This is a genomic window from Paraburkholderia hospita, assembly GCF_002902965.1.
GTDB lineage: Bacteria > Pseudomonadota > Gammaproteobacteria > Burkholderiales > Burkholderiaceae > Paraburkholderia > Paraburkholderia hospita.
In genome coordinates, this window is sequence record NZ_CP026107.1 from 809144 (window position 1) to 828158 (window position 19015).

Genomic DNA, 19015 nt, shown 5'->3' on the forward strand with positions numbered 1-19015 from the left:
GTGAATGCGGAATGGCCCTTTCAGCGCAGCACTGCTCAATCCCGCAAAGGATCGCCAGGGTAAACGCCGGATTGCCAAAAATGGTGCAGCGCTTCAATCTGTCATCAGACAACCTATGAGGCGGAGAATGTGTTCCCACATTCGTTGCACTCGCCGGTTGCGCAATCTTGCCGGCTGAACGCTGGTGCGCAAGGAGGAGACATTACATGGCCAACGTTGTGCAAGGCGTGACCGCTGAGCGGCGAACCCGCATCCGCTACGGGATTGTCGCGATGCTGTTCTTCGTCACGGCCGTCAACTATGCAGACCGTGCAACGCTTTCGATGGCTGGCACGTCGATGTCGAAAGACCTCGGTCTGGATGCGGTGGCCATGGGCTTCATCTTCTCCGCGTTCGGCTGGTCGTATGTGATCGGCCAGTTGCCGGGCGGATGGCTGCTCGACCGCTTCGGCTCGAAGCGAGTCTACGCGGCCAGCATTTTCATCTGGTCGCTGTTCACGGTCATGCAGGGCACGGTGACCTTTCTGAGCGTCTCACTCGCCGTCACCACGCTGTTCGCGCTGCGCTTTCTGGTGGGCCTCGCCGAAGCGCCGTCATTTCCTGCCAATGGCCGCATTGTCGCTTCGTGGTTTCCCGCTGCGGAGCGCGGCACGGCATCGGCCATTTTCAATTCCGCGCAGTACTTCGCGACGGTGCTGTTCGCGCCGATCATGGGCTGGGTCACGCACCGTTTTGGCTGGCCGTATGTGTTCTATTTCATGGGGGCAGTGGGCATCGTCGTGAGCCTCGTCTGGATGAAGACGGTCTACAGCCCGAAGGACCATCCTCGCATCAGCCGCGCAGAACTCGACTATATCCAGGAAGGCGGCGCGCTCATCGACATGGACCGGCCGAAGAAGAGCCGCGCCGCGAATCAGGCCGCAACGCTCGCCGGTGCTACGACGCAAAGCGCGAACGAAGCGCCGAAAGGGTCGTACGTCAAGCAACTGCTCAGCAACCGGATGCTGCTTGGCGTGTACATCAGCCAGTATTGCATTACCACGCTCACGTATTTCTTCCTGACGTGGTTCCCCGTCTATCTCGTCAAAGAGCGTGGCATGTCCATTCTCAATGCGGGCTTTGTCGCCGCATTGCCGGCCGTGTGCGGATTCGTTGGCGGCGTGCTCGGTGGCATCTTCTCCGACTTCCTGATCCGCAAGGGCTGCTCGCTGACCGTCGCGCGCAAGGTGCCGATCGTCGTGGGCATGTTGCTGTCGACGAGCATGATCGCCTGCAACTACGTGGATTCTTCGGCCGTCGTCGTTGCGATCATGGCGTTTGCGTTCTTCGGCAAGGGCCTGGGCGCGCTCGGCTGGGCTGTCGTTGCGGATACATCGCCGAAGCAGATCGCGGGTCTGAGCGGCGGCATGTTCAACATGTTCGGCAACGTCGCCGCCATCACGACGCCGATCATCATCGGCTATATCGTCAAGGCGACGGGGTCGTTTAGCGGCGCGCTGGTGTTCGTCGCCTGCAATGCGCTGGTTGCGATCGTCAGCTACCTGGTGATCGTGGGAGAAATCAAGCGCGTTGAATTGAAGTGAGTCCACAAGGCCCGCTCTGCTCGATTGCCGTATCGAGCGTAGCGGGCTTTATTACGCCGCCGCATTTCACCACACCGCCTGGCTCGTAATCGCGAACTGCTTCAACTGCGCATCGACAGGAAGCGGTCCATTGCACATCATCTTCTCGATGCTATCCACATGCGGCAGCCCAAGTCCTTCGAGCCACGACGAAAGCCCGAACTCGACGGGCGTATCGATCCGCACGAACATACCCGCGTGGAGCGCGAGCCAGTGACTGATGAGCGCCTTCGCGCGGCTGGAATCCGGCGAGTCGGGCGCGACGACGGGACCGATCACATGCCCGTCGCCAAAACGCCTGAACAGTGCAAAGCCGATCAGTTCGCCATCGCGATCGAGCGCGATGCCGCTCGCGATATCGAGCAGTGCCGGCAGCAGATCGCGCCGGTTCAGTCCGCTTGCGCGCGAAGCGAGTTCGACGAGCCGCGGCGCGTCGTTGACGCCGAGCGGGCGCAGCCGCTCACCCGGTGGCAGTGAAACGAGCGGCGGCTGAAACGCCGCGCCCTGATGCTGGTTGATCGTGCCGATGCGCTGAAAGCCCAGTTTCTCGCACAGCGACAGGCCAGCCGGGCTCGCATGAATCAGCAGCGTGCGCGTGCCGAGTTCGTTCATCAACAGTTCGATCAGCTTGCGTCCAACGCCGCTTCGCTGCCGCTCAGGCGCGACGATCATCATGCCGAGCGTCGCAGCCTCGCCTCCGAAGCGCCACGCAAGCGCGGTGCCGATCACGCCGCTCGCGTCTTCGGCGACGAAGCCTTGACCGATACGCGCCGCGAAGCGCCAGTCGTCGGGACGATGCCGCCATCGGACGGCGCTGGATAGCGCATGCGCTGCCGCGATGTCGTCGGAGGTGAAAGGGCGATAGTCGATCACATCGTTCCTGTTTGGGTCGGACACGCCGGCCTCCTCGTTCTGAAGACACATACCGTGACTCTCTCACTGTATTGCGCGCCTGACTAGGACGATCCTTTTGCCGCGCGCGTCGCAAACGCGCGGCAGATGATGCAACGCAAAACGCGGGGTTCAGGCGACGATAACGCGTCAATTGTGCTGTGGGCGCTTTTTTGTCGGTGCAATATGCCGCGTCCGTGAGCCTACGATTTCCAGCATCGAAGGCAATCTAGGACTCACGCAAATGGACCGTTTCGATCCCGCAACGATCGACGTGCGCAGCGGACATTTCATCGGCGGATCATATGTCGATGAACATGGCCCGCGAATCGACGTCGCACGCCCATCGGATGGCGTAGTCTACGCATCGGTGCCCGTCGCCGACTCGGCCATGATCGACCGCGCCGTGCAGAACGCATGGACGGCATGGCGCACGAGCGGCTGGGCGCGCATCGCGCCGCGCGAACGTGCGCGCGTGCTGCGGCGTTTCGCCGACCTCGTCGCCGCGGATGCAGAAACGCTCGCGCCGCTCGAAGCGCTCGGCTCGACGCGGCCCATTCGCGACGCGTTCAACTGGGACGTGCCGTTCACCGCGGAAGGCATCCGCTTCTACGCGGAGTTCGCCGACAAGATCGGCGGCGACGTTGTCGCGACCGATCACGATCATCTCGGCATGACCATCGCCGAACCGTATGGCGTGATCGCCGCTATCGCGCCGTGGAATTTCCCGCTCGTGATGGCGTCGTGGAAGATTGCGCCCGCGCTCGCGGCGGGCAACGCGGTCGTGCTGAAACCCTCGGAGATGACACCCTTTTCCGTGCTGCGGCTAGCCGAGCTGGCCATCGAAGCGGGCGTGCCGCCCGGCATCTTCAACATCGTGCAGGGCGACGGACGCACGACAGGCGACGCACTCGTGCGTCATCCGCGCATCGCGAAGGTGACGTTCACCGGCTCGACGCGTACGGGCGCGGCGATCATGGCCGCCTGCGCCGAAACGGGCACGAAGCCCGTCACGCTCGAACTGGGCGGCAAGAGTCCGCAGATCGTATTCGCCGACGCACCGCGTATCGACGATGTCGCGCGCCGCATTGCAGGCGCGATCACAACCAACGCGGGACAGGTATGCGTCGCGGGCTCGCGGCTGCTGGTCGAACGGTCGATCGCAGACGCACTGGCTGAGCGTATCCAGCGCATCTTCAGCGAACTGAAGGCTGGCGCGACATGGACGCCAGGCATGACGCTGCCACCGATCATTTCCGAGCCGCAAGCTGCGCGCATCGAAGCCATCGTGGAGCGCAGCATTGCGAGCGGCGCGGCCTTGCGTTGCGGCGGCCAACGCGCGGACGCAGCCACGCCGGGAGCCTTCTACACGCCGACGCTGCTCACCAACGTCACGCCGCAAACGGACGCCGTGCGCGACGAGATCTTCGGTCCCGTGCTGACCTTACAAACCTTCGACAGCGAAGACGAAGCGCTCGAACTCGCAGCCCATCCCGACTACGGCCTCGCGGCGGGTGTGCATACAGCGGATCTGGGCCGCGCGCTGCGCATGGTGCGCGGCATCGAAGCCGGCACGGTATGGGTCAACCGCTACGGCCGTACCAGCGATTTCATGATCCCGACGGGCGGCTACAAGCGCTCGGGCCTGGGCAAGGATCTCGGGCGGCAGGCGTACGAAGCGAATCTGCGTTTCAAGAGCGTGCTGATCGACGTTCGCGCCTGACGAATCAGGGCAACTACCTACGACGCGATAACGCCAGAAAAGCCGCCGCATAGTCTGCTGCCGACGCCCCTCAAAACGCGTGGTTTGTATCGTCGGAGGCATTCGAATCAGCGACCACCGTACTTTTTGCACTGTTTAAATTTTCCACAGGGATGCGTTTCCTGTTCTCGCCACTGAACTCCGCATGAGTTCACAACACGATAGGACTGACACCATGATCGATTTCGAGCCGAAGTACATCACGTTCGACTGCTACGGCACGCTGACGAAATTCCGCATGGCCGACATGGCTCGCGAGATGTACGCCGACCGCCTGCACGGCGCGGAACTGGAGCAATTCGTCGCGTTCTTCGCGGGTTATCGCCGCGATGAAGTGCTCGGCGCATGGAAGCCGTATCGCGACGTGATCGTCAACTCGGTGCGCCGCGCCTGCAAGCGCATGAACATCGAGTTCAATGAAGCGGAAGCTGAAAAGTTCTACCTCGCCGTGCCGACGTGGGGCCCGCACCCGGACGTGCCGGAAGGTCTGTCGCGTCTGGCGAAGAAGTACAAGCTCGTGATCCTGTCGAATGCTTCGAACGATCAGATCCAGAGCAACGTCGACAAGCTCGGCGCGCCGTTCCATCGCGTCTTCACCGCGCAGCAGGCGCAATCGTACAAGCCGCGCATGCAGGGCTTCGAATACATGTTCGACCAGTTGAACTGCAATCCGCAAGACGTGCTGCATGTGTCGTCGAGCCTGCGCTACGACCTGATGACGGCGCACGACATGGGCATCAAGCACAAGGCGTTCGTCAAGCGCGGCCACGAGCCCAGCACGCCGTACTACGAGTACTACGAAGTCGACACGATCGGCGACCTCGCGGCGCAGCTCGGCCTCTGATCCACGCAAGCCATCCGCGCAAAGGCACCCGATGAAACTCGACTCCTACTGGCTCGACACCGCGCCCGCCGGCATTCAGGTGAGCGAGGGGCCTGTCGAAGGCCATGTCGACGTCGCCGTGATCGGCGGCGGCTTCACCGGGTTGTCCGCTGCGTTGGCGCTCGGCAAGCGCGGGGCGTCGGTGGTGGTGCTCGACGCCGGGCGGATCGGCGGCGGCGCATCGGGACGCAACGGCGGCCAGTGCAACACGGGCGTCGCGCAGGACTATGCGGCGCTGCGCGCGCAGCTGGGTGTCGAGCGCGCGCAGGGTTGTTATCGCGCGTATGCGGCCGCCGTCGATACCGTCGAGCGCCTGATCCGCGACGAGCAGATCGATTGCGACTATCTCGCGTCGGGCAAGCTGAAGCTCGCCGCGAAACCGCACCATCTCGCGCATCTCGAACAGACGGCCGAATTGATCCAGCGTGAAGTCGATCCCCACGTCGAGATCATCACGCAAGACCGGATTCGCAGCGAAGTCGATTCGGACAGTTTTTTCGGCGGTCTGCTGCAAAAGCGCGGCGGTCAGATGCATATGGGCAAGTTCGCCGCCGGGCTGGCGAACGCGGCAACACGGAATGGCGCGCGGCTATTCGAGCACGCAACCGTCACGTCGATCGCGAAGGATCGCGGCGCGTATCGCATCGATTCGGCGCGCGGCACATTGCGCGCGCAGCAGGTGTTGATCGCGACGGGGCCTTCGCGGCATGGGCCGTTCGGCTGGTATCGACGCAGGCTCGCGCCCGTCGGCTCGTTCATCGTCGTGACGGAGCCGCTGCCCGCGGAACACCTTGCGCGCCTGCTGCCGCAGCGCCGCTCGTACACGACCAGCCGCCTGATGCACAACTACTTCCGCGTCACGCCCGATTCACGTTTGCTGTTCGGCGGACGCGCGCGCTTCACCGCTTCCGAGCAGCCATCCGACGCGAAGAGCGGCCGCATCCTGCAAGCGAATCTCGCGGCGACGTTTCCGAGCTTTTCCGACGCGCGCATCGACTATTGCTGGGGCGGACTCGTCGATATCACGGCGGACCGTCTGCCGCGTGCCGGTCAGCATGACGGCCTCTACTTTTCGATGGGCTACAGCGGCCACGGCACGCAGATGTCGACACACATGGGCCAGGTGATGGCCGAGGTGATCGGCGGCAATGCGGCGGCGAACCCGTGGCGCGATTTCGACTGGCCCGCGATTCCGGGACATACGGGCAAGCCGTGGTTCCTGCCGCTCGTCGGCGCGTACTACCAGATCAAAGACGTTTTCTATTGACGTTGTTTTCTGACGTCACGCATACAGACAGCCCGAAGCTGCCGATTGATTTCCCACAAGCCATCTCACGCGGAGAGTTTCATGAGCATCGATAAATCGCCTGAAGCAGTCGCCCATGCCGGCATCCGGCTCGAAGAGTTGACGCGGCGCGGCGCATCGCGGCGCGAGGTCCTGCGCGCGATGGCGGCGGGCGGACTGATGTCGCTGACGGGCGCAGGCCTGCTCGCGTCCAGCGGCGCCGCATTCGCGCAGCAGCAGGCTAAGCCGAAGCAGGGCGGCAAGATTCGCGTGGCGACGCAGTCGTCGTCATCGGCCGATACGCTCGACCCCGCGAAGGGCGCGCTCGGCACCGACTACGTGCGCGCTAACATGTTCTACAACGGCCTGACGGAACTCGATCCGCACCTCGGCGCGAAAATGGCGCTCGCGGAGTCGCTGGAAACGAAGGACGCGACCGTGTGGGTCGTCAAGCTGCGCAGCGGCGTGCAGTTTCACGACGGCAAGTCGCTCACGCCGAACGACGTGGTCTATTCGCTGATGCGTCACAAGGACCCGGCCGTTGCCTCGAAAGCGAAGACGCTCGCCGACCAGATCAAGGAAGCGAAGGCGACGGGCCCGAACGAAGTGACGATCACACTCGAAGGCGCCAACGCGGACCTGCCTGTGATTCTCGCAACATCGCACTTTCTGATCGTCAAGGACGGCACGACCGACTTCAAGACGGCCGTCGGCACGGGGCCGTTCAAGCTCAAGGAGTTTGCGCCGGGGGTGCGCACGGTCGGCGTGCGCAATGAGAAGTACTGGAAGCCCGGCATGCCGCATCTCGACGAGGTGGAGTTGATCGGCATCGGCGACGAATCGGCGCGTGTGAACGCGCTGCTTTCCGGCGACGTGCAACTGATCAATGCCGTCAGCCCGCGTTCGACGGCGCGTATCAAGGGCACGCCCGGCTTCTCGGTGCTCGAGACGAAGACAGGCCAGTACACGGATCTGATCATGCGCGACGAAGGCGGCATCACGGGCACCGCGGACTTCCGCCGTGGCCTGACGCACCTGATGGATCGCGAGCAGATTCGCCGCGCAGTGTTCCTCGGCTATGGATCGATCGGCAACGACCAGCCTATCGACCCGACCAACAAGTACTACCTGAAGGGCCTGCCGCAACGCCCGTTCGATCCGGAGAAAGCGAAGTTCTACTTCCAGAAGGCGAAGCTCGGCAACGCGCCCGTGCAGCTCTACGCATCGCCCGCCGCCGAAGGTTCCGTCGAAATGGCGATGCTGCTGCAACAGGTCGCACCGCAAGCGGGCCTGAACCTGCAGGTAGTGCGCGTGCCGTCCGACGGCTACTGGTCGAACCATTGGATGAAGCACCCGCTCGGCTACGGCAACATCAACGCGCGCCCGAGCGCCGACGTGCTGTTCACGCAGTTCTTCAAGTCGGATGCGCCGTGGAACGAAGCGAACTGGAAGAATCCGAAGTTCGACCAGATGCTGGTCGCCGCGCGCGGCGAGCCGGACGACGCGAAGCGCAAGCAGATCTACGGCGACATGCAGCAGCTCGTGCACGATGACGGTGGCATCGGCATTCCGATGTTCCAGAGTTCGCTCGACGCACACTCGTCGAAGCTCAAGGGTCTGGGCTCGATTCCGCTCGCGGGCCTGATGGGCTTCATGTTCGCGGAGAACGTCTGGCTCGAAGCGTGAGCATGCCTTGCCACTGCGCGCGCCGCCGAAAGGCGGCGCGCGGTTTCAACGAAGGAGGCGATATCCGATGAAAGCCCACGCGCAACGACTCATCGCCGCGCGCCTCGGTCTCGCGCTGCTCACGCTGCTGCTGGTGTCGGCGATCGTGTTCGCGATCACGGGCCTGCTGCCGGGCGACGCAGCGCAACAGGCGCTCGGCCAGGCGGCGACGCCCGAACAGGTCGCGGCCCTGCGCCATCAGTTCGGCCTCGATCAGCCCGCGCTGCAGCGTTACTTTCAATGGCTCATGCATGTCGTGAGCGGCAACTTCGGCACATCGCTGTCGAACAACCTGCCCGTCAGCGAACTGATCTCGACGCGCCTGCCCAACTCGCTGGTGCTGGCGGGATTGACGACGCTGGTATCGGTGCCCGTCGCGCTTTTCATCGGCATTCTGTCGGCGATGTATCGCGGCTCGCTGCTCGACCGCGCGCTCAACGTGCTGACGCTGTCGACGGTGGCTGTGCCCGAGTTCCTGATCGCGACCATCGCCGTGCTGATTTTCGCGGTGAAGCTGCGCTGGCTGCCGGCGCTGTCGTATCTGTCCGAGGTGACGTCGTTCGGCGCGCTGCTGCGTATCTACGCGATGCCCGTGATGACACTGTGCTGCGTGATCGTCGCACAGATGGCGCGCATGACGCGCGCCGCGGTGCTCGATCAGTTGAATGCTTCATATGTCGAGATGGCGTTACTCAAGGGCGCGTCGCCGATGCGCATTGTGTTGCGCCACGTGCTGCCCAACACGATCGGCCCGATCGCCAACGCCGTTGCGTTGAGCCTGTCGTATCTGTTCGGCGGCGTGGTGATCGTCGAGTCGATCTTCAACTATCCGGGTCTTGCGAGCCTGATGGTCGACGCCGTCACGAATCGCGACATGCCGCTCGTGCAGGGCTGCGTGATGGTGTTCTGCGCGGCGTATCTCGCGCTCGTACTGATCGCCGACCTGTGTCAAATCATCTCCAACCCGAGGCTGCGTCAACGATGAACCGACCCGCCACACCTCATGCAACGACCGTTCTCTACGCGGTGCCCGACGAAGACGGCAAGCTTTGCGCCGACGCCGTGCAGGAAACGCCCGTTGAAACGCAAGTCGCCACGTGCGGCCCACTGCGCCGCTTCGTGAAGCGCTCTTCGGCGCTCGGCCTGATCGGTCTTGCGATCGTCGTGTTCTGGCTCTGCGTCGCGTTCTTCGGGCCGCTCGTTGCGCCGTACAAGGGCGGCGCGGTGACGTCGACGGAAATCTTCGGCCTGTATAGCGCGGCGCATCCGCTCGGCACCGATTACCTGGGCCGCGACATGCTGAGCCGCGTGCTGTACGGCACGCAATACACGGTCGGGCTGGCGCTCGCATCGACGTTGCTCGCCAGTTGCATCGGCACGTTCTTCGGCCTCGTGGCGGCCGTGTCCGGGCGCTGGGTCGATGAAATTCTCAGCCGTCTGTTCGACGCGCTGATTTCGATTCCGAGCAAGGTGCTCGCGCTCGTCGTGATCGCCGCGTTCGGCTCGTCGGTGCCGATGCTGATCATGGTCGCCGCGCTCGCCTACATTCCCGGCGCGTTTCGGATCTCGCGCTCGCTCGCCGTCAATCTGATGACGCTCGAATACGTGCAGGTCGCGAAGGCGCGCGGCGAAGGGCTGTTCTACATCGCGCGCGTCGAAGTGCTGCCCAACATGATTCACCCGATGCTCGCGGACTTTGGTTTGCGCTTCGTGTTCATCGTGCTGTTGCTGAGCGGCCTGAGCTTTCTCGGCCTCGGCGTGCAGCCGCCGAACGCCGACTGGGGCTCACTGGTGCGCGAAAACATCGGTGGTCTCTCGGAAGGCGCGCCCGCCGTGCTGATGCCCGCCGTCGCGATTGCGACGCTGACGGTTGGCGTGAATCTGCTGATCGACAGCCTGCGTCGTCATGGCGCGCGTGCTCACGGAGGCGCTAAATGAACATGATCGAAGTGAAAGGCCTGCGCGTGGTCGCGGGCACGGCGCCCGACCCTGTCGTCGAAATCGTGAAGGGCGTCGACTTCACCGTGAAGAAAGGCGAAGTGCTCGCGCTGATCGGCGAGTCGGGCTCGGGCAAGACGACGATCGCGCTGTCGCTGCTCGGTCACGCGCGCGGCGGATGCTCGATTGCGGGTGGCTCGGTGAAGATCGGCGGCGTGGACGTGCTGTCGCTCGACGAGAAAGGCCGGCGGGCGTTGCGCTCGCGCACGGTGGCTTATGTTGCGCAGAGTGCGTCGGCAGGCTTCAATCCGGCGCGCACGATCATGGATCAGGTGACGGAACCCGCGCTGCTGCACAAGCTGATGACGCCCGCCGCCGCGCGCACGAAGGCCGTCGATCTGTTCCGCGCGCTCGCGCTGCCCGCGCCGGAGACGATCGGCGCGCGCTATCCGCACCAGGTGTCGGGCGGGCAGTTGCAGCGCTTGATGGCGGCCATGGCGTTGATTACCGATCCTGCCGTCGTCGTGTTCGACGAACCGACCACGGCGCTCGATGTCACCACGCAGATCGAAGTGCTCGCCGCGTTCAAGAAGGTGATTCGCGAACTGGGCACAACAGCCGTGTACGTGTCGCACGATCTGGCCGTGGTCGCGCAGATGGCGGACCGCATCGTCGTGCTCAACGGCGGCACAGTGCGCGAGAACGGCACGACGGCACAAGTGCTCGATGCGCCCGCCGATGAATACACTCGGCAACTGCTCGCGGCGACAATGCGTCCGGAGCCCGAGCTTGTGTCGAACATCGCGAACGATCCGCCGCCGCTGCTCGAAATCCGCAATCTGAGCGCGGGCTACGGACGTATCGATGCGAACGGCGTGCCCGCCGTGCGCGTCCTCGACGACGTGAGCCTGAAGATCGTACGCGGCAGCACGCTCGGCGTGATCGGCGAGTCGGGATCGGGAAAGACGACGCTTGCGCGCGTGGTGGCGGGACTGGTGGATCGGGCGCGCGGCGATGTATTGCTCGATGGCAAGCCGCTGCCGGCAAAGCTCTCCGAACGCACACTCGATCAATACCGGCGCGTGCAGATCGTGTTCCAGAACGCGGACACGGCGCTCAATCCGAGCCGCACGATCGCCGACATTCTTGCGCGGCCGATGAACTTCTATCACGGCTTGCGCGGTGCTGCCGCGCAGAAGCGCATGCTCGAACTGCTCGATCTGGTGAAGCTGCCGGCATCGGTGGCGAAGCGTCAGCCGGGCGGTCTGTCGGGCGGACAGAAACAGCGCGTGAACCTGGCGCGCGCGCTCGCCGCGAACCCGGCGCTGATTCTCTGCGACGAAGTGACGTCCGCGCTCGATACCGTGGTCGGCGCGGCGATCCTCGATCTGCTCGGAGAATTGCGGCGCGAACTGGGCGTGTCGTACATGTTCATCAGCCACGACATTTCGACCGTGCGCGCGATCTGCGACGAAGTGATCGTGCTGTACGCCGGGCAATGCGTCGAAGCGGGCCAGCGCGATGCGTTGTCGGCGCCGCCGTATCACCCGTACACGGGCTTGTTGATCGATTCTGTGCCTGCGTTGCGGCCAGGCTGGCTCGACTCGCGGCGCGCGCTCACAGCGGGCGCATTGCCCGAAATGGGGCCCGCCGGTGATTCGCACGAGCTGTGCAGTTTCCGCGCACGGTGTACGGCGCGCATCGACGGCAAGTGCAATGTCACGCCACCTTCGATGAAGAAGCTGCCATCGGGCGCGGAGATTCGCTGCCATCACACGGCTGCTGACCTGACCCGCATGCAGACGGCCGATACGGTGGCGGCATGAATGCGCGCTTCGTGAGAGTGGCGGAGACGGGGCGCAAGACCTTCGACATCACCGTCGACGGCATCGTCACCCAAGCGGCTGAAGGCGACACGCTGATGGTCGCGCTGCTGACCGCGCACGACACGCTGCGCGATTCCGAATTCGGCGACGGCCGCCGTGCGGGCTTCTGCCTGATGGGCGCGTGCCAGGACTGCTGGGTGTGGACCGCGCAAGGCGAGCGCGTGCGGGCCTGCACGACGCCCGCTGCGCCGGGCATGTCGATTGTGACGCGCATCGCGCTTGCCGGGGAGGGCGTATGGCCGCGCATCGGGACGTGAAGCAACCGAAGGTGATCGTGATCGGCGCGGGGCCAGCGGGCGTGCGCGCCGCGCAGGCGCTCGTCGAAGCGGGGCTGCGTCCTTTGGTTATCGATGAAGGACGTCGTGACGGTGGGCAGATTTATCGGCGTCAGCCGGAAGGTTTCTCGCGCTCGTATGAAATGCTGTATGGGACGGAGGCGGCGCGGGCCGCGTCGCTGCATCGCGACTTCGATGCATTGCGTGCGCAGATCGACTATCTGCCCGACACGCTCGTGTGGAATATCGGGGCGAAGGCGGTGCATGTCGTCAGCGGTACGCGTCATGACGAACTCGCATTCGATTCGCTGATCATTTGCAGTGGCGCGACCGACCGGCTGATGCCCGTGCCGGGCTGGCATCATGCGGGCACGTTCAGCCTTGGCGGCGCGCAGGTCGCGTTGAAATCGCAGGGCTGCGCGGTGGGCGCGCGGACCGTGGTGATGGGCACGGGGCCGCTGCTTTATCTGGTGGCCGCGCAATACGTGAAGGCGGGTGCGACGGTGGGCGCCGTGCTCGATACATCGACACTAGCGCAGCGCGCGCGCGCGTTGCCTCAATTGCTCGCGATACCCACGACGCTGCGCAAGGGCATTGCATTGATGAGTGTGCTGCGCCGCGCGCGCGTGCCTGTTCATCGCGGCGTGACGCCCGTTGCAATCGACGGTTCACCCGAGCATGGCGTGACGGGCGTGCGCGTGAAACTTGCCAACGGCGCGACACTCGACGTGAAGTGCGACGCCGTTGCTCTCGGCTATCACTTGCGCGCCGAAACGCAGCTTGCTGATCTCGCCGGCTGCGAATTCCGTTTCGATCACGCGACGCAAACGTGGCTTCCGCATATCGACGCGGATGGCCGCAGCAGCGTTGCGGGCGTCTATCTGGCGGGCGATGGCGCGCGCGTGCGCGGCGCCGATGCAGCGGAACGCGCGGGGCGGCTTGCTGCGCTGGCGGCGTTGCGTGACGCGGGCATCGAGCGCGAAGGCACTGAAGGATTGCGCGCCGAACTCGCGCGCTATACGCGTTTTGCGGCGGGCTTGCGGGCGGCGTTTCCGTGGCCTGCGCGCTTCGCGGCCGTGCTGCCCGACGAGACCATCGTGTGTCGCTGCGAAGCGATCACGGCGGGCGAATTGCGGCGCGTGGTACGCGAGATGGGCGCCAAAGAAGCAAACCGTGCGAAGGCGTTTTCGCGCGTCGGCATGGGCCGTTGCCAGGGGCGTTTCTGCGCGCATGCCGGCGCGGAAGTGATTGCAGCCGAGGCGCGCGTGCCGCTCGAAGCCGTCGGACGTTTGCGCGGGCAGGCGCCCGTCAAGCCGCTGCCGATGGCGCTGGTATCGACGTGTGCGGTCTCGCGTGATGCAGAAGAAGCCGACACATGCGCACAGGAGTTCAACGAATGAGTGATCGTGCCGATGTGATCGTGATCGGTGGCGGGATCGTCGGGACGTCGACGGCGTTTTTCTTGCGGCGCAGACAGCGTTCGGTGATTCTGCTTGAGCGCGGATTGACGGGGCAACAGGCGAGCGGCGTCAACTTCGGCGGCGTGCGCCGCCAGGGGCGCGCGCTGACCCAACTCGCGATGTCCAATCGCGCGCTCGATACGTGGCGGCGTTCGAAAGAGCTGCTTGGCGAAGACGTCGAGTTTCTGCCGTCCGGGCATACGCGAGTCTGCTATCACGCGCACGACGCCGAGTACTTTCATCGCTATGCAGCCGAGGCGCGCGCGTACGGTCTCGATCTCGAAGTGCTGGACGGCCCGGCGATGTTTCGGCGCTTTCCGTTTTTGGGCCGCGAAGTATTGGCGGCGTCCATATCGCCGCTCGATGGGCATGCGAATCCGCGTCTTGCGGCGCCCGCGTTCGGGCGTGCGGCTGGGCGTCTTGGGGCGCGCATCGTGGAGAACACGGAGATTGTGCGCGTCGAGAAAGAGGCGGGTGGTTTTCGTGTCGAGAGCGCGTCGGGCGATGTGTATCGCGCGGAACAGGTGTTGATTTGTGCGGGCGCTTGGGCGAATGCGCTGTCGATGCAATTCGGCGAGCCGGTGCCACTCGTCGCGCGTGGGCCGCAAATGGCTGTTACGGAGCCGGTTCCGTATGTGTTCGGGGCATCGATGGGTGTTTATACGTCGATCAAGGAAGAGAGTGTCTATTTCCGGCAGATTCCGCGCGGCAATATCGTGCTGGGTGGCGGCCCTGCTGGTCCCGCCGATGCCGTGACGTGCCGCGCTTCGGTGCTGCCGGAGAACACGGTGCAGCAGATGGCGCAGTTTCGTCGGCTCGTGCCTGCGCTCGCGGCGTTGCATGTGATACGGGTGTGGAGCGGCGTCGAAAGCTATTTGCCGGATTCTGAGCCGGTGATTGGGGCGAGTTCTACGACCGATGGTCTTTTCTATGCGTTTGGTTTTTGCGGATCGGGGTTTCAGATTGGGCCGGGGGTAGGTGAGACGCTGGCCGAACTGATCGGTACGGGCAGCACGCCGATTGCGTTGGATGCGTTTTCGATTGGGCGGTTTGGGAATGGTATGTCTTTGCAGGCTGCACCTGCTTCTGCTTCGTTTGAGGCTTCTTCATGAGTGCCGGTCAATCGTCTTCTTTTATGCTGCGGGATGCGCTTGCTTATATTGATGCGAATTTCGATAAGACTGTGAGTCTTGCTGAATTGGCTGAACTGTCAGCGCTTAGTGTTTCGCGGTTTGCTACTGTGTTCAGGCAGCAGGTTGGGCTTTCGCCTTATAGGTATTTGTGTGGAGTCCGTGTGCGGCGCGCTCAAACTTTGCTGCTGGCAGGCGTGCCTGGGGCTGTTGTGGCTACTGAAGTTGGGTTCTTTGATCAGAGCCATCTGGCCAGGCATTTCAAACGGTTTTGTGGTGTGACGCCGAGTCGGTTTTTGTCGAATGCGAAGGGAATGGGGTGAAGGTTTTTTTGTTGTCTGCGACGCTGGGTGGTTTGCTAGTGTTTGCGCGGGCTTTCGCGTTGGGGTGGTTTGCTTTGGGTTTGTGCTGGCATCCGCGTTTTGCCTTCGTACTTCACGCGTCGCCCCTGTGAGTTTGCCTTTTCGCTGGCATCTGCGTTATGCCTTCGTGCTTCAGGCGTCGCCCCTGTGCGGGGCAGCACCTACTTTTCTTTGCCGCCGCAAAGAAAAGTAGGCAAAAGAAAGCGGCTAACACCGCCAGCCCGTGTTCTTATCCACGGGCCCCCAACGTCCCCACGCTTCACGCGACAGTGCCCTGGTTGGTGCTCGTTGCCAACGCTTCGAATGAACGCTTCACCCGCTTCGAATACGCGTACTTGGGCAAGCGGCAGCGAATGGTATGTGCCGCCCAGGTGGCAAACTGTGTGTAGGTTGTCGCGTCGTATAGCTTGGCGCTCTTACAGGGTGGAACGCGTGCGCTATCGGTCCGAAGTGAAGCGTGTGAGGTGCTACGGCCTACATACAGTTTGCCACCTGGGCGGCGGTGGACTATCTGGCAAGGCATGCTGAAACGCGGGAGCGTGAAGCGGGTGAGGCGCACGGCAAGAGCGCTGGCAACGAACGTGGGTCACGTGGTTGCCGTGTGAAGCGTAAGAACCTTTGGGGGCCCTCGGGCAAGAAGAAATGTTGGCGGTGTTAGCCGCTTTCTTTTGCCTACTTTTCTTTGCGGCGGCAAAGAAAAGTAGGTGCCGCCCCGCACAGGGGCGACGCTTGAAGCACGATAACAAAACGCGGATGCCAGCGTAAAGGCAAACGCACGGGGCAACGCATGAAGCAAGAAGGCAATACGCGGATGCCAGCACAAACACAAGCAAAACCACCCAGCGTCGCAGACAAAAAATCTACCCAAACTTCAACCCAGTCTGCTTCATAGCATCCCTCAACCCCAGCCCAGGATACTTCTTCTCAATGATCCGCATATCATTGCGAGTCTCCTCGATGAGCCAGTCGCGGACATCGTCCACAATAGGCCGTAAGGGCTTATTAGCAGGCCGCACCAAACAGCACCGCCTGTTCGTAACAATAACTTCCTGCTCAGCGGGCAAAAGCGCCCCTTGCGCGAGCCAATGCGAAACCACATTCAACCACCCCAGCGCGATCCCCTGCCCAAGCAGCGCCGCCTGCACCACAATCGCATAATCATTAAAGCTCAGCATCCCGGCAACATGCCGCCCATGCCCGACGAACGCGCCGAATCGCTCATGCCAGCCGCGCTCCTCGTCATCCATGACGATAACCGTGTCCCCATGCGCACGCCCCGCATCGCTTAACGCAGTCTCCCGATACCGCTCATTACAAACAGGCAAAAGCGTTTCAGGCATAACAAGCACTGCATGCTCATCAATCTCACCATCGTGCAAAAACCGCATCCCGAGATCGACATCATGAAGCGGTCCACCAATCCGCCCCGATATCAGCTGAAACCGCAAATCGATATTAGGGAAAGCCTGATTCAGCCGGCTCATACGCGGCATCAGCCAATGCGTGGTGAAACCGGTGGAAACCGATAACGTCACCGACTCGACCCCCGTCGCGCGGGCCTCGATTTCCCTGATTGCATTTTCAACGCCATTGAAACCTTCAGAGATCGCGCGATACAGAATCCTGCCGCTTTCAGTGAGCTCGATACCGCCGCGCACCCGCTCGAACAGGCGCACGCCAATATGGTCCTCCATGCGCGCAAGCATGCGGCTCACGGCAGGCTGGCTCACATAGAGCTCCTGCGCGGCGCGCGTGAAGTTGCCGCAGCGGGCGGCCGCTTCGAACACGAACAGCGCATTCGCGCTCGGCAGTTTCTTGCGAAGATTGGGCATGACCTGATGTTATGCCCGATCCAACAATTTGGGAATTGCTGTCAAAAAGAACGGGACTTATATTTTTCTCAACGCACCCATTTCTAACGAGACACACGCCATGGACGCACGAGCGAAAACGGGAGTATCCATCAGGTCGGCAGCGAAGCGTTATGGTCCGGTGGTTGCGCTGGACGACGTATCGCTCGACATCGCACCGGGTGAATTCGTGTCGCTGCTCGGGCCGTCCGGGTCGGGCAAGACGACCTTGCTCGGCATCCTCGGCGGCTTCGTGCAGCCGAGTTCCGGCACGGTCTGGGTTGGCGAGCGCGACATTACATTTGCGCCACCGCACAAGCGCAACATCGGTATCGTGTTCCAGAACTACGCGCTGTTTCCTCATATGACAGTCGGCGAGAACGTCGCCTTTCCGCTGCGCGCGCGCCGCGAGCCCAAATCGGGCTGGGCGAAGAAAGTCGCCGACGCGCTCGCGATGGTCGAACTGAACGGCTACGAGTCGCGCAACATCAACCAGCTATCGGGTGGCCAGCGTCAGCGCGTGGCGCTCGCGCGCGCCATGGTGTTCGAGCCGCAACTGATCCTGATGGACGAGCCGCTCTCCGCGCTCGACAAGCAACTGCGCGAAACCATGCAGATCGAATTGCGCCGCCTGCATCGCAAGCTCGGCGCAACCATCGTCAACGTCACGCATGACCAGCGCGAGGCGCTGACGATGAGCGACCGCGTCGCCGTGCTGAAGGACGGCAAGCTCGTGCAGATCGATACGCCGGAGCGTCTCTATGACCGTCCGTGCGATGCGTTCGTCGCGAGCTTCATTGGCGAAGCGACATTACTCAACGTGAGCCGCGCCGGCGATGACGCCGTGCGACTCGGCGACGCCGTGTTGCGCACGGCGCATCCGCTGCCGCGCGGAGACAAGCTGCTGCTCGCAGTGCAGACGGAAAAGCTCGTGATCGACGTCGCGGATGCGCCGGGCGCCGCGCACGCAAACCGCCTGTCGTGCCGCGTCACCGAAGTGCTGTATCAGGGCGAGAGCCTGCGCGTGTTCGCCGCGCTCGCCGACGGCACGGCCATCAGCCTTCGACAACCCGGCAGCCACGAAGCGCGCCGGCGCATTCCATCGCCGGGCGCGCAGATGACCGTCACGCTCGATCCTCAGGACACGATCGTCGTGCCCGCCTGATTTCACTCACCGCCTGTGCACGGGCATGCCTTCTTACGCGATTCACGCAAACTGCAAAGGGATGATGCAATGAAGCTCACCGATTTCAAGGTTCTGACGTTCGATGTCGTCGGCACGCTGATCAACTTCGAAAAGGGCGTGCTCGCGTCCATGCGGCGTCTGGGCGGCGCGAAAGCGAAAGACCTGACCGACGAAGCGATCTTCGAGCCGTACATGCGCGGCCGCGCAACCTATCCGGGCCGCTCGAGCCATGAGATGGCCAACGTCTATCTGTACGTCGCGAAAGAACTCGGCTTGCCCGACGACGCACAATCGGCCGCTGCATTCCAGCGCGACGTGCTCGACTGGCCCGCATTCGAAGATTCCGTCGCGGCGCTGAAGCGCCTGCGCAAGCACTATCGCCTCGTCGCGATGACGAACGCGGACCGCGTCGCGCTGTCGGCGTATGCGCACACGCTCGGCGACCCGTTCGACGACACCGTCTGCTGCGACGAAACAGGCGTCGCGAAACCCGATCCGCAGTTCTTCGCGTACAACCGCGGACGTCAGGCGGCATTCGGCTACAAGTTCGGCGAAATCCTGCATACCGCGCAAAGCCAGTATCACGACATCGGCATCGCGACGAAGCTCGGCTACGCGACCTGCTGGATCGAGCGTCGCCAGGGCTTGAAGGGCTTCGGCGCGACGCCCGTTCCCGAAGCCGTCACCGAGCCGACGTTCAAGTTCGCGACGCTCGCGGCACTCGCGGACGCCGTCGAAGCCGAAGCGCGCGCCGCCTGAT

General features: G+C 63.3%; 16 protein-coding genes. 14 read left to right on the plus strand and 2 right to left on the minus strand.

Going from position 1 to position 19015, the window contains the following annotated elements; all coding sequences use genetic code 11:
• Positions 1 to 206 precede the first annotated feature (206 nt).
• Positions 207 to 1583: an MFS transporter gene (locus C2L64_RS36845; protein ID WP_007586933.1), complete on the plus strand. Its 1377-nt coding sequence runs from the start codon at positions 207 to 209 to the stop codon at positions 1581 to 1583.
• A 66-nt stretch (positions 1584 to 1649) separates the two neighbouring features.
• Here C2L64_RS36845 and C2L64_RS36850 read toward each other — a convergent pair whose 3' ends face one another.
• Positions 1650 to 2546, minus strand: a complete 897-nt coding sequence (locus C2L64_RS36850; protein WP_039901205.1) for a GNAT family N-acetyltransferase — start codon at positions 2544 to 2546, stop codon at positions 1650 to 1652.
• A gap of 211 nt (positions 2547 to 2757) precedes the next feature.
• Between C2L64_RS36850 and C2L64_RS36855 the strand changes: the two genes are divergently transcribed.
• From C2L64_RS36855 to C2L64_RS36905, 11 genes are all read left to right on the plus strand, one after another.
• A complete protein-coding gene (locus C2L64_RS36855; RefSeq protein WP_007586930.1) occupies positions 2758 to 4236 on the plus strand; it encodes an aldehyde dehydrogenase family protein in 1479 nt (492 codons plus the stop codon).
• A gap of 214 nt (positions 4237 to 4450) precedes the next feature.
• Complete coding sequence (locus C2L64_RS36860; protein ID WP_007586929.1) at positions 4451 to 5119, plus strand: haloacid dehalogenase type II; 669 nt, start codon at positions 4451 to 4453, stop codon at positions 5117 to 5119.
• Between the two features lie 31 nt (positions 5120 to 5150).
• Positions 5151 to 6425: an NAD(P)/FAD-dependent oxidoreductase gene (locus C2L64_RS36865; protein ID WP_007586927.1), complete on the plus strand. Its 1275-nt coding sequence runs from the start codon at positions 5151 to 5153 to the stop codon at positions 6423 to 6425.
• 81 nt (positions 6426 to 6506) lie between these two features.
• Complete coding sequence (locus C2L64_RS36870; RefSeq protein WP_007586923.1) at positions 6507 to 8129, plus strand: ABC transporter substrate-binding protein; 1623 nt, start codon at positions 6507 to 6509, stop codon at positions 8127 to 8129.
• A 67-nt stretch (positions 8130 to 8196) separates the two neighbouring features.
• Entirely contained in the window at positions 8197 to 9153 is a 957-nt protein-coding gene (locus tag C2L64_RS36875) for an ABC transporter permease (RefSeq protein ID WP_007586921.1), read from the plus strand.
• Entirely contained in the window at positions 9150 to 10106 is a 957-nt protein-coding gene (locus C2L64_RS36880; protein WP_007586919.1) for an ABC transporter permease, read from the plus strand. Before C2L64_RS36875 ends, C2L64_RS36880 begins: the two co-directional genes overlap by 4 nt.
• Entirely contained in the window at positions 10103 to 11932 is a 1830-nt protein-coding gene (locus C2L64_RS36885; RefSeq protein ID WP_007586918.1) for an ABC transporter ATP-binding protein, read from the plus strand. The genes C2L64_RS36880 and C2L64_RS36885 overlap by 4 nt, the downstream gene beginning before the upstream one ends.
• Positions 11929 to 12249 carry a (2Fe-2S)-binding protein gene (locus tag C2L64_RS36890; protein WP_007586915.1) on the plus strand — a complete coding sequence of 107 codons (321 nt, stop codon included), beginning with the start codon at positions 11929 to 11931 and terminating at the stop codon, positions 12247 to 12249. Before C2L64_RS36885 ends, C2L64_RS36890 begins: the two co-directional genes overlap by 4 nt.
• Positions 12228 to 13667, plus strand: a complete 1440-nt coding sequence (locus C2L64_RS36895; protein WP_007586914.1) for an FAD/NAD(P)-dependent oxidoreductase — start codon at positions 12228 to 12230, stop codon at positions 13665 to 13667. Before C2L64_RS36890 ends, C2L64_RS36895 begins: the two co-directional genes overlap by 22 nt.
• Positions 13664 to 14839, plus strand: a complete 1176-nt coding sequence (locus C2L64_RS36900; protein ID WP_007586909.1) for an NAD(P)/FAD-dependent oxidoreductase — start codon at positions 13664 to 13666, stop codon at positions 14837 to 14839. Before C2L64_RS36895 ends, C2L64_RS36900 begins: the two co-directional genes overlap by 4 nt.
• A 23-nt stretch (positions 14840 to 14862) precedes the next feature.
• Positions 14863 to 15180: a helix-turn-helix domain-containing protein gene (locus tag C2L64_RS36905; protein WP_238554742.1), complete on the plus strand. Its 318-nt coding sequence runs from the start codon at positions 14863 to 14865 to the stop codon at positions 15178 to 15180.
• An 899-nt stretch (positions 15181 to 16079) separates the two neighbouring features.
• Here C2L64_RS36905 and C2L64_RS36910 read toward each other — a convergent pair.
• Positions 16080 to 17051 (minus strand): LysR family transcriptional regulator, encoded by a 972-nt coding sequence (locus C2L64_RS36910; RefSeq protein ID WP_007583266.1) that lies wholly within the window; start codon positions 17049 to 17051, stop codon positions 16080 to 16082.
• A gap of 100 nt (positions 17052 to 17151) precedes the next feature.
• Between C2L64_RS36910 and C2L64_RS36915 the strand changes: the two genes are divergently transcribed.
• Both C2L64_RS36915 and C2L64_RS36920 read left to right on the plus strand, forming a co-directional pair.
• Positions 17152 to 18234 (plus strand): ABC transporter ATP-binding protein, encoded by a 1083-nt coding sequence (locus C2L64_RS36915; protein WP_007583263.1) that lies wholly within the window; start codon positions 17152 to 17154, stop codon positions 18232 to 18234.
• Positions 18235 to 18303: 69 nt separating this feature from the next.
• Positions 18304 to 19014, plus strand: a complete 711-nt coding sequence (locus C2L64_RS36920; RefSeq protein ID WP_007583261.1) for an HAD-IA family hydrolase — start codon at positions 18304 to 18306, stop codon at positions 19012 to 19014.
• Position 19015 lies beyond the last annotated feature (1 nt).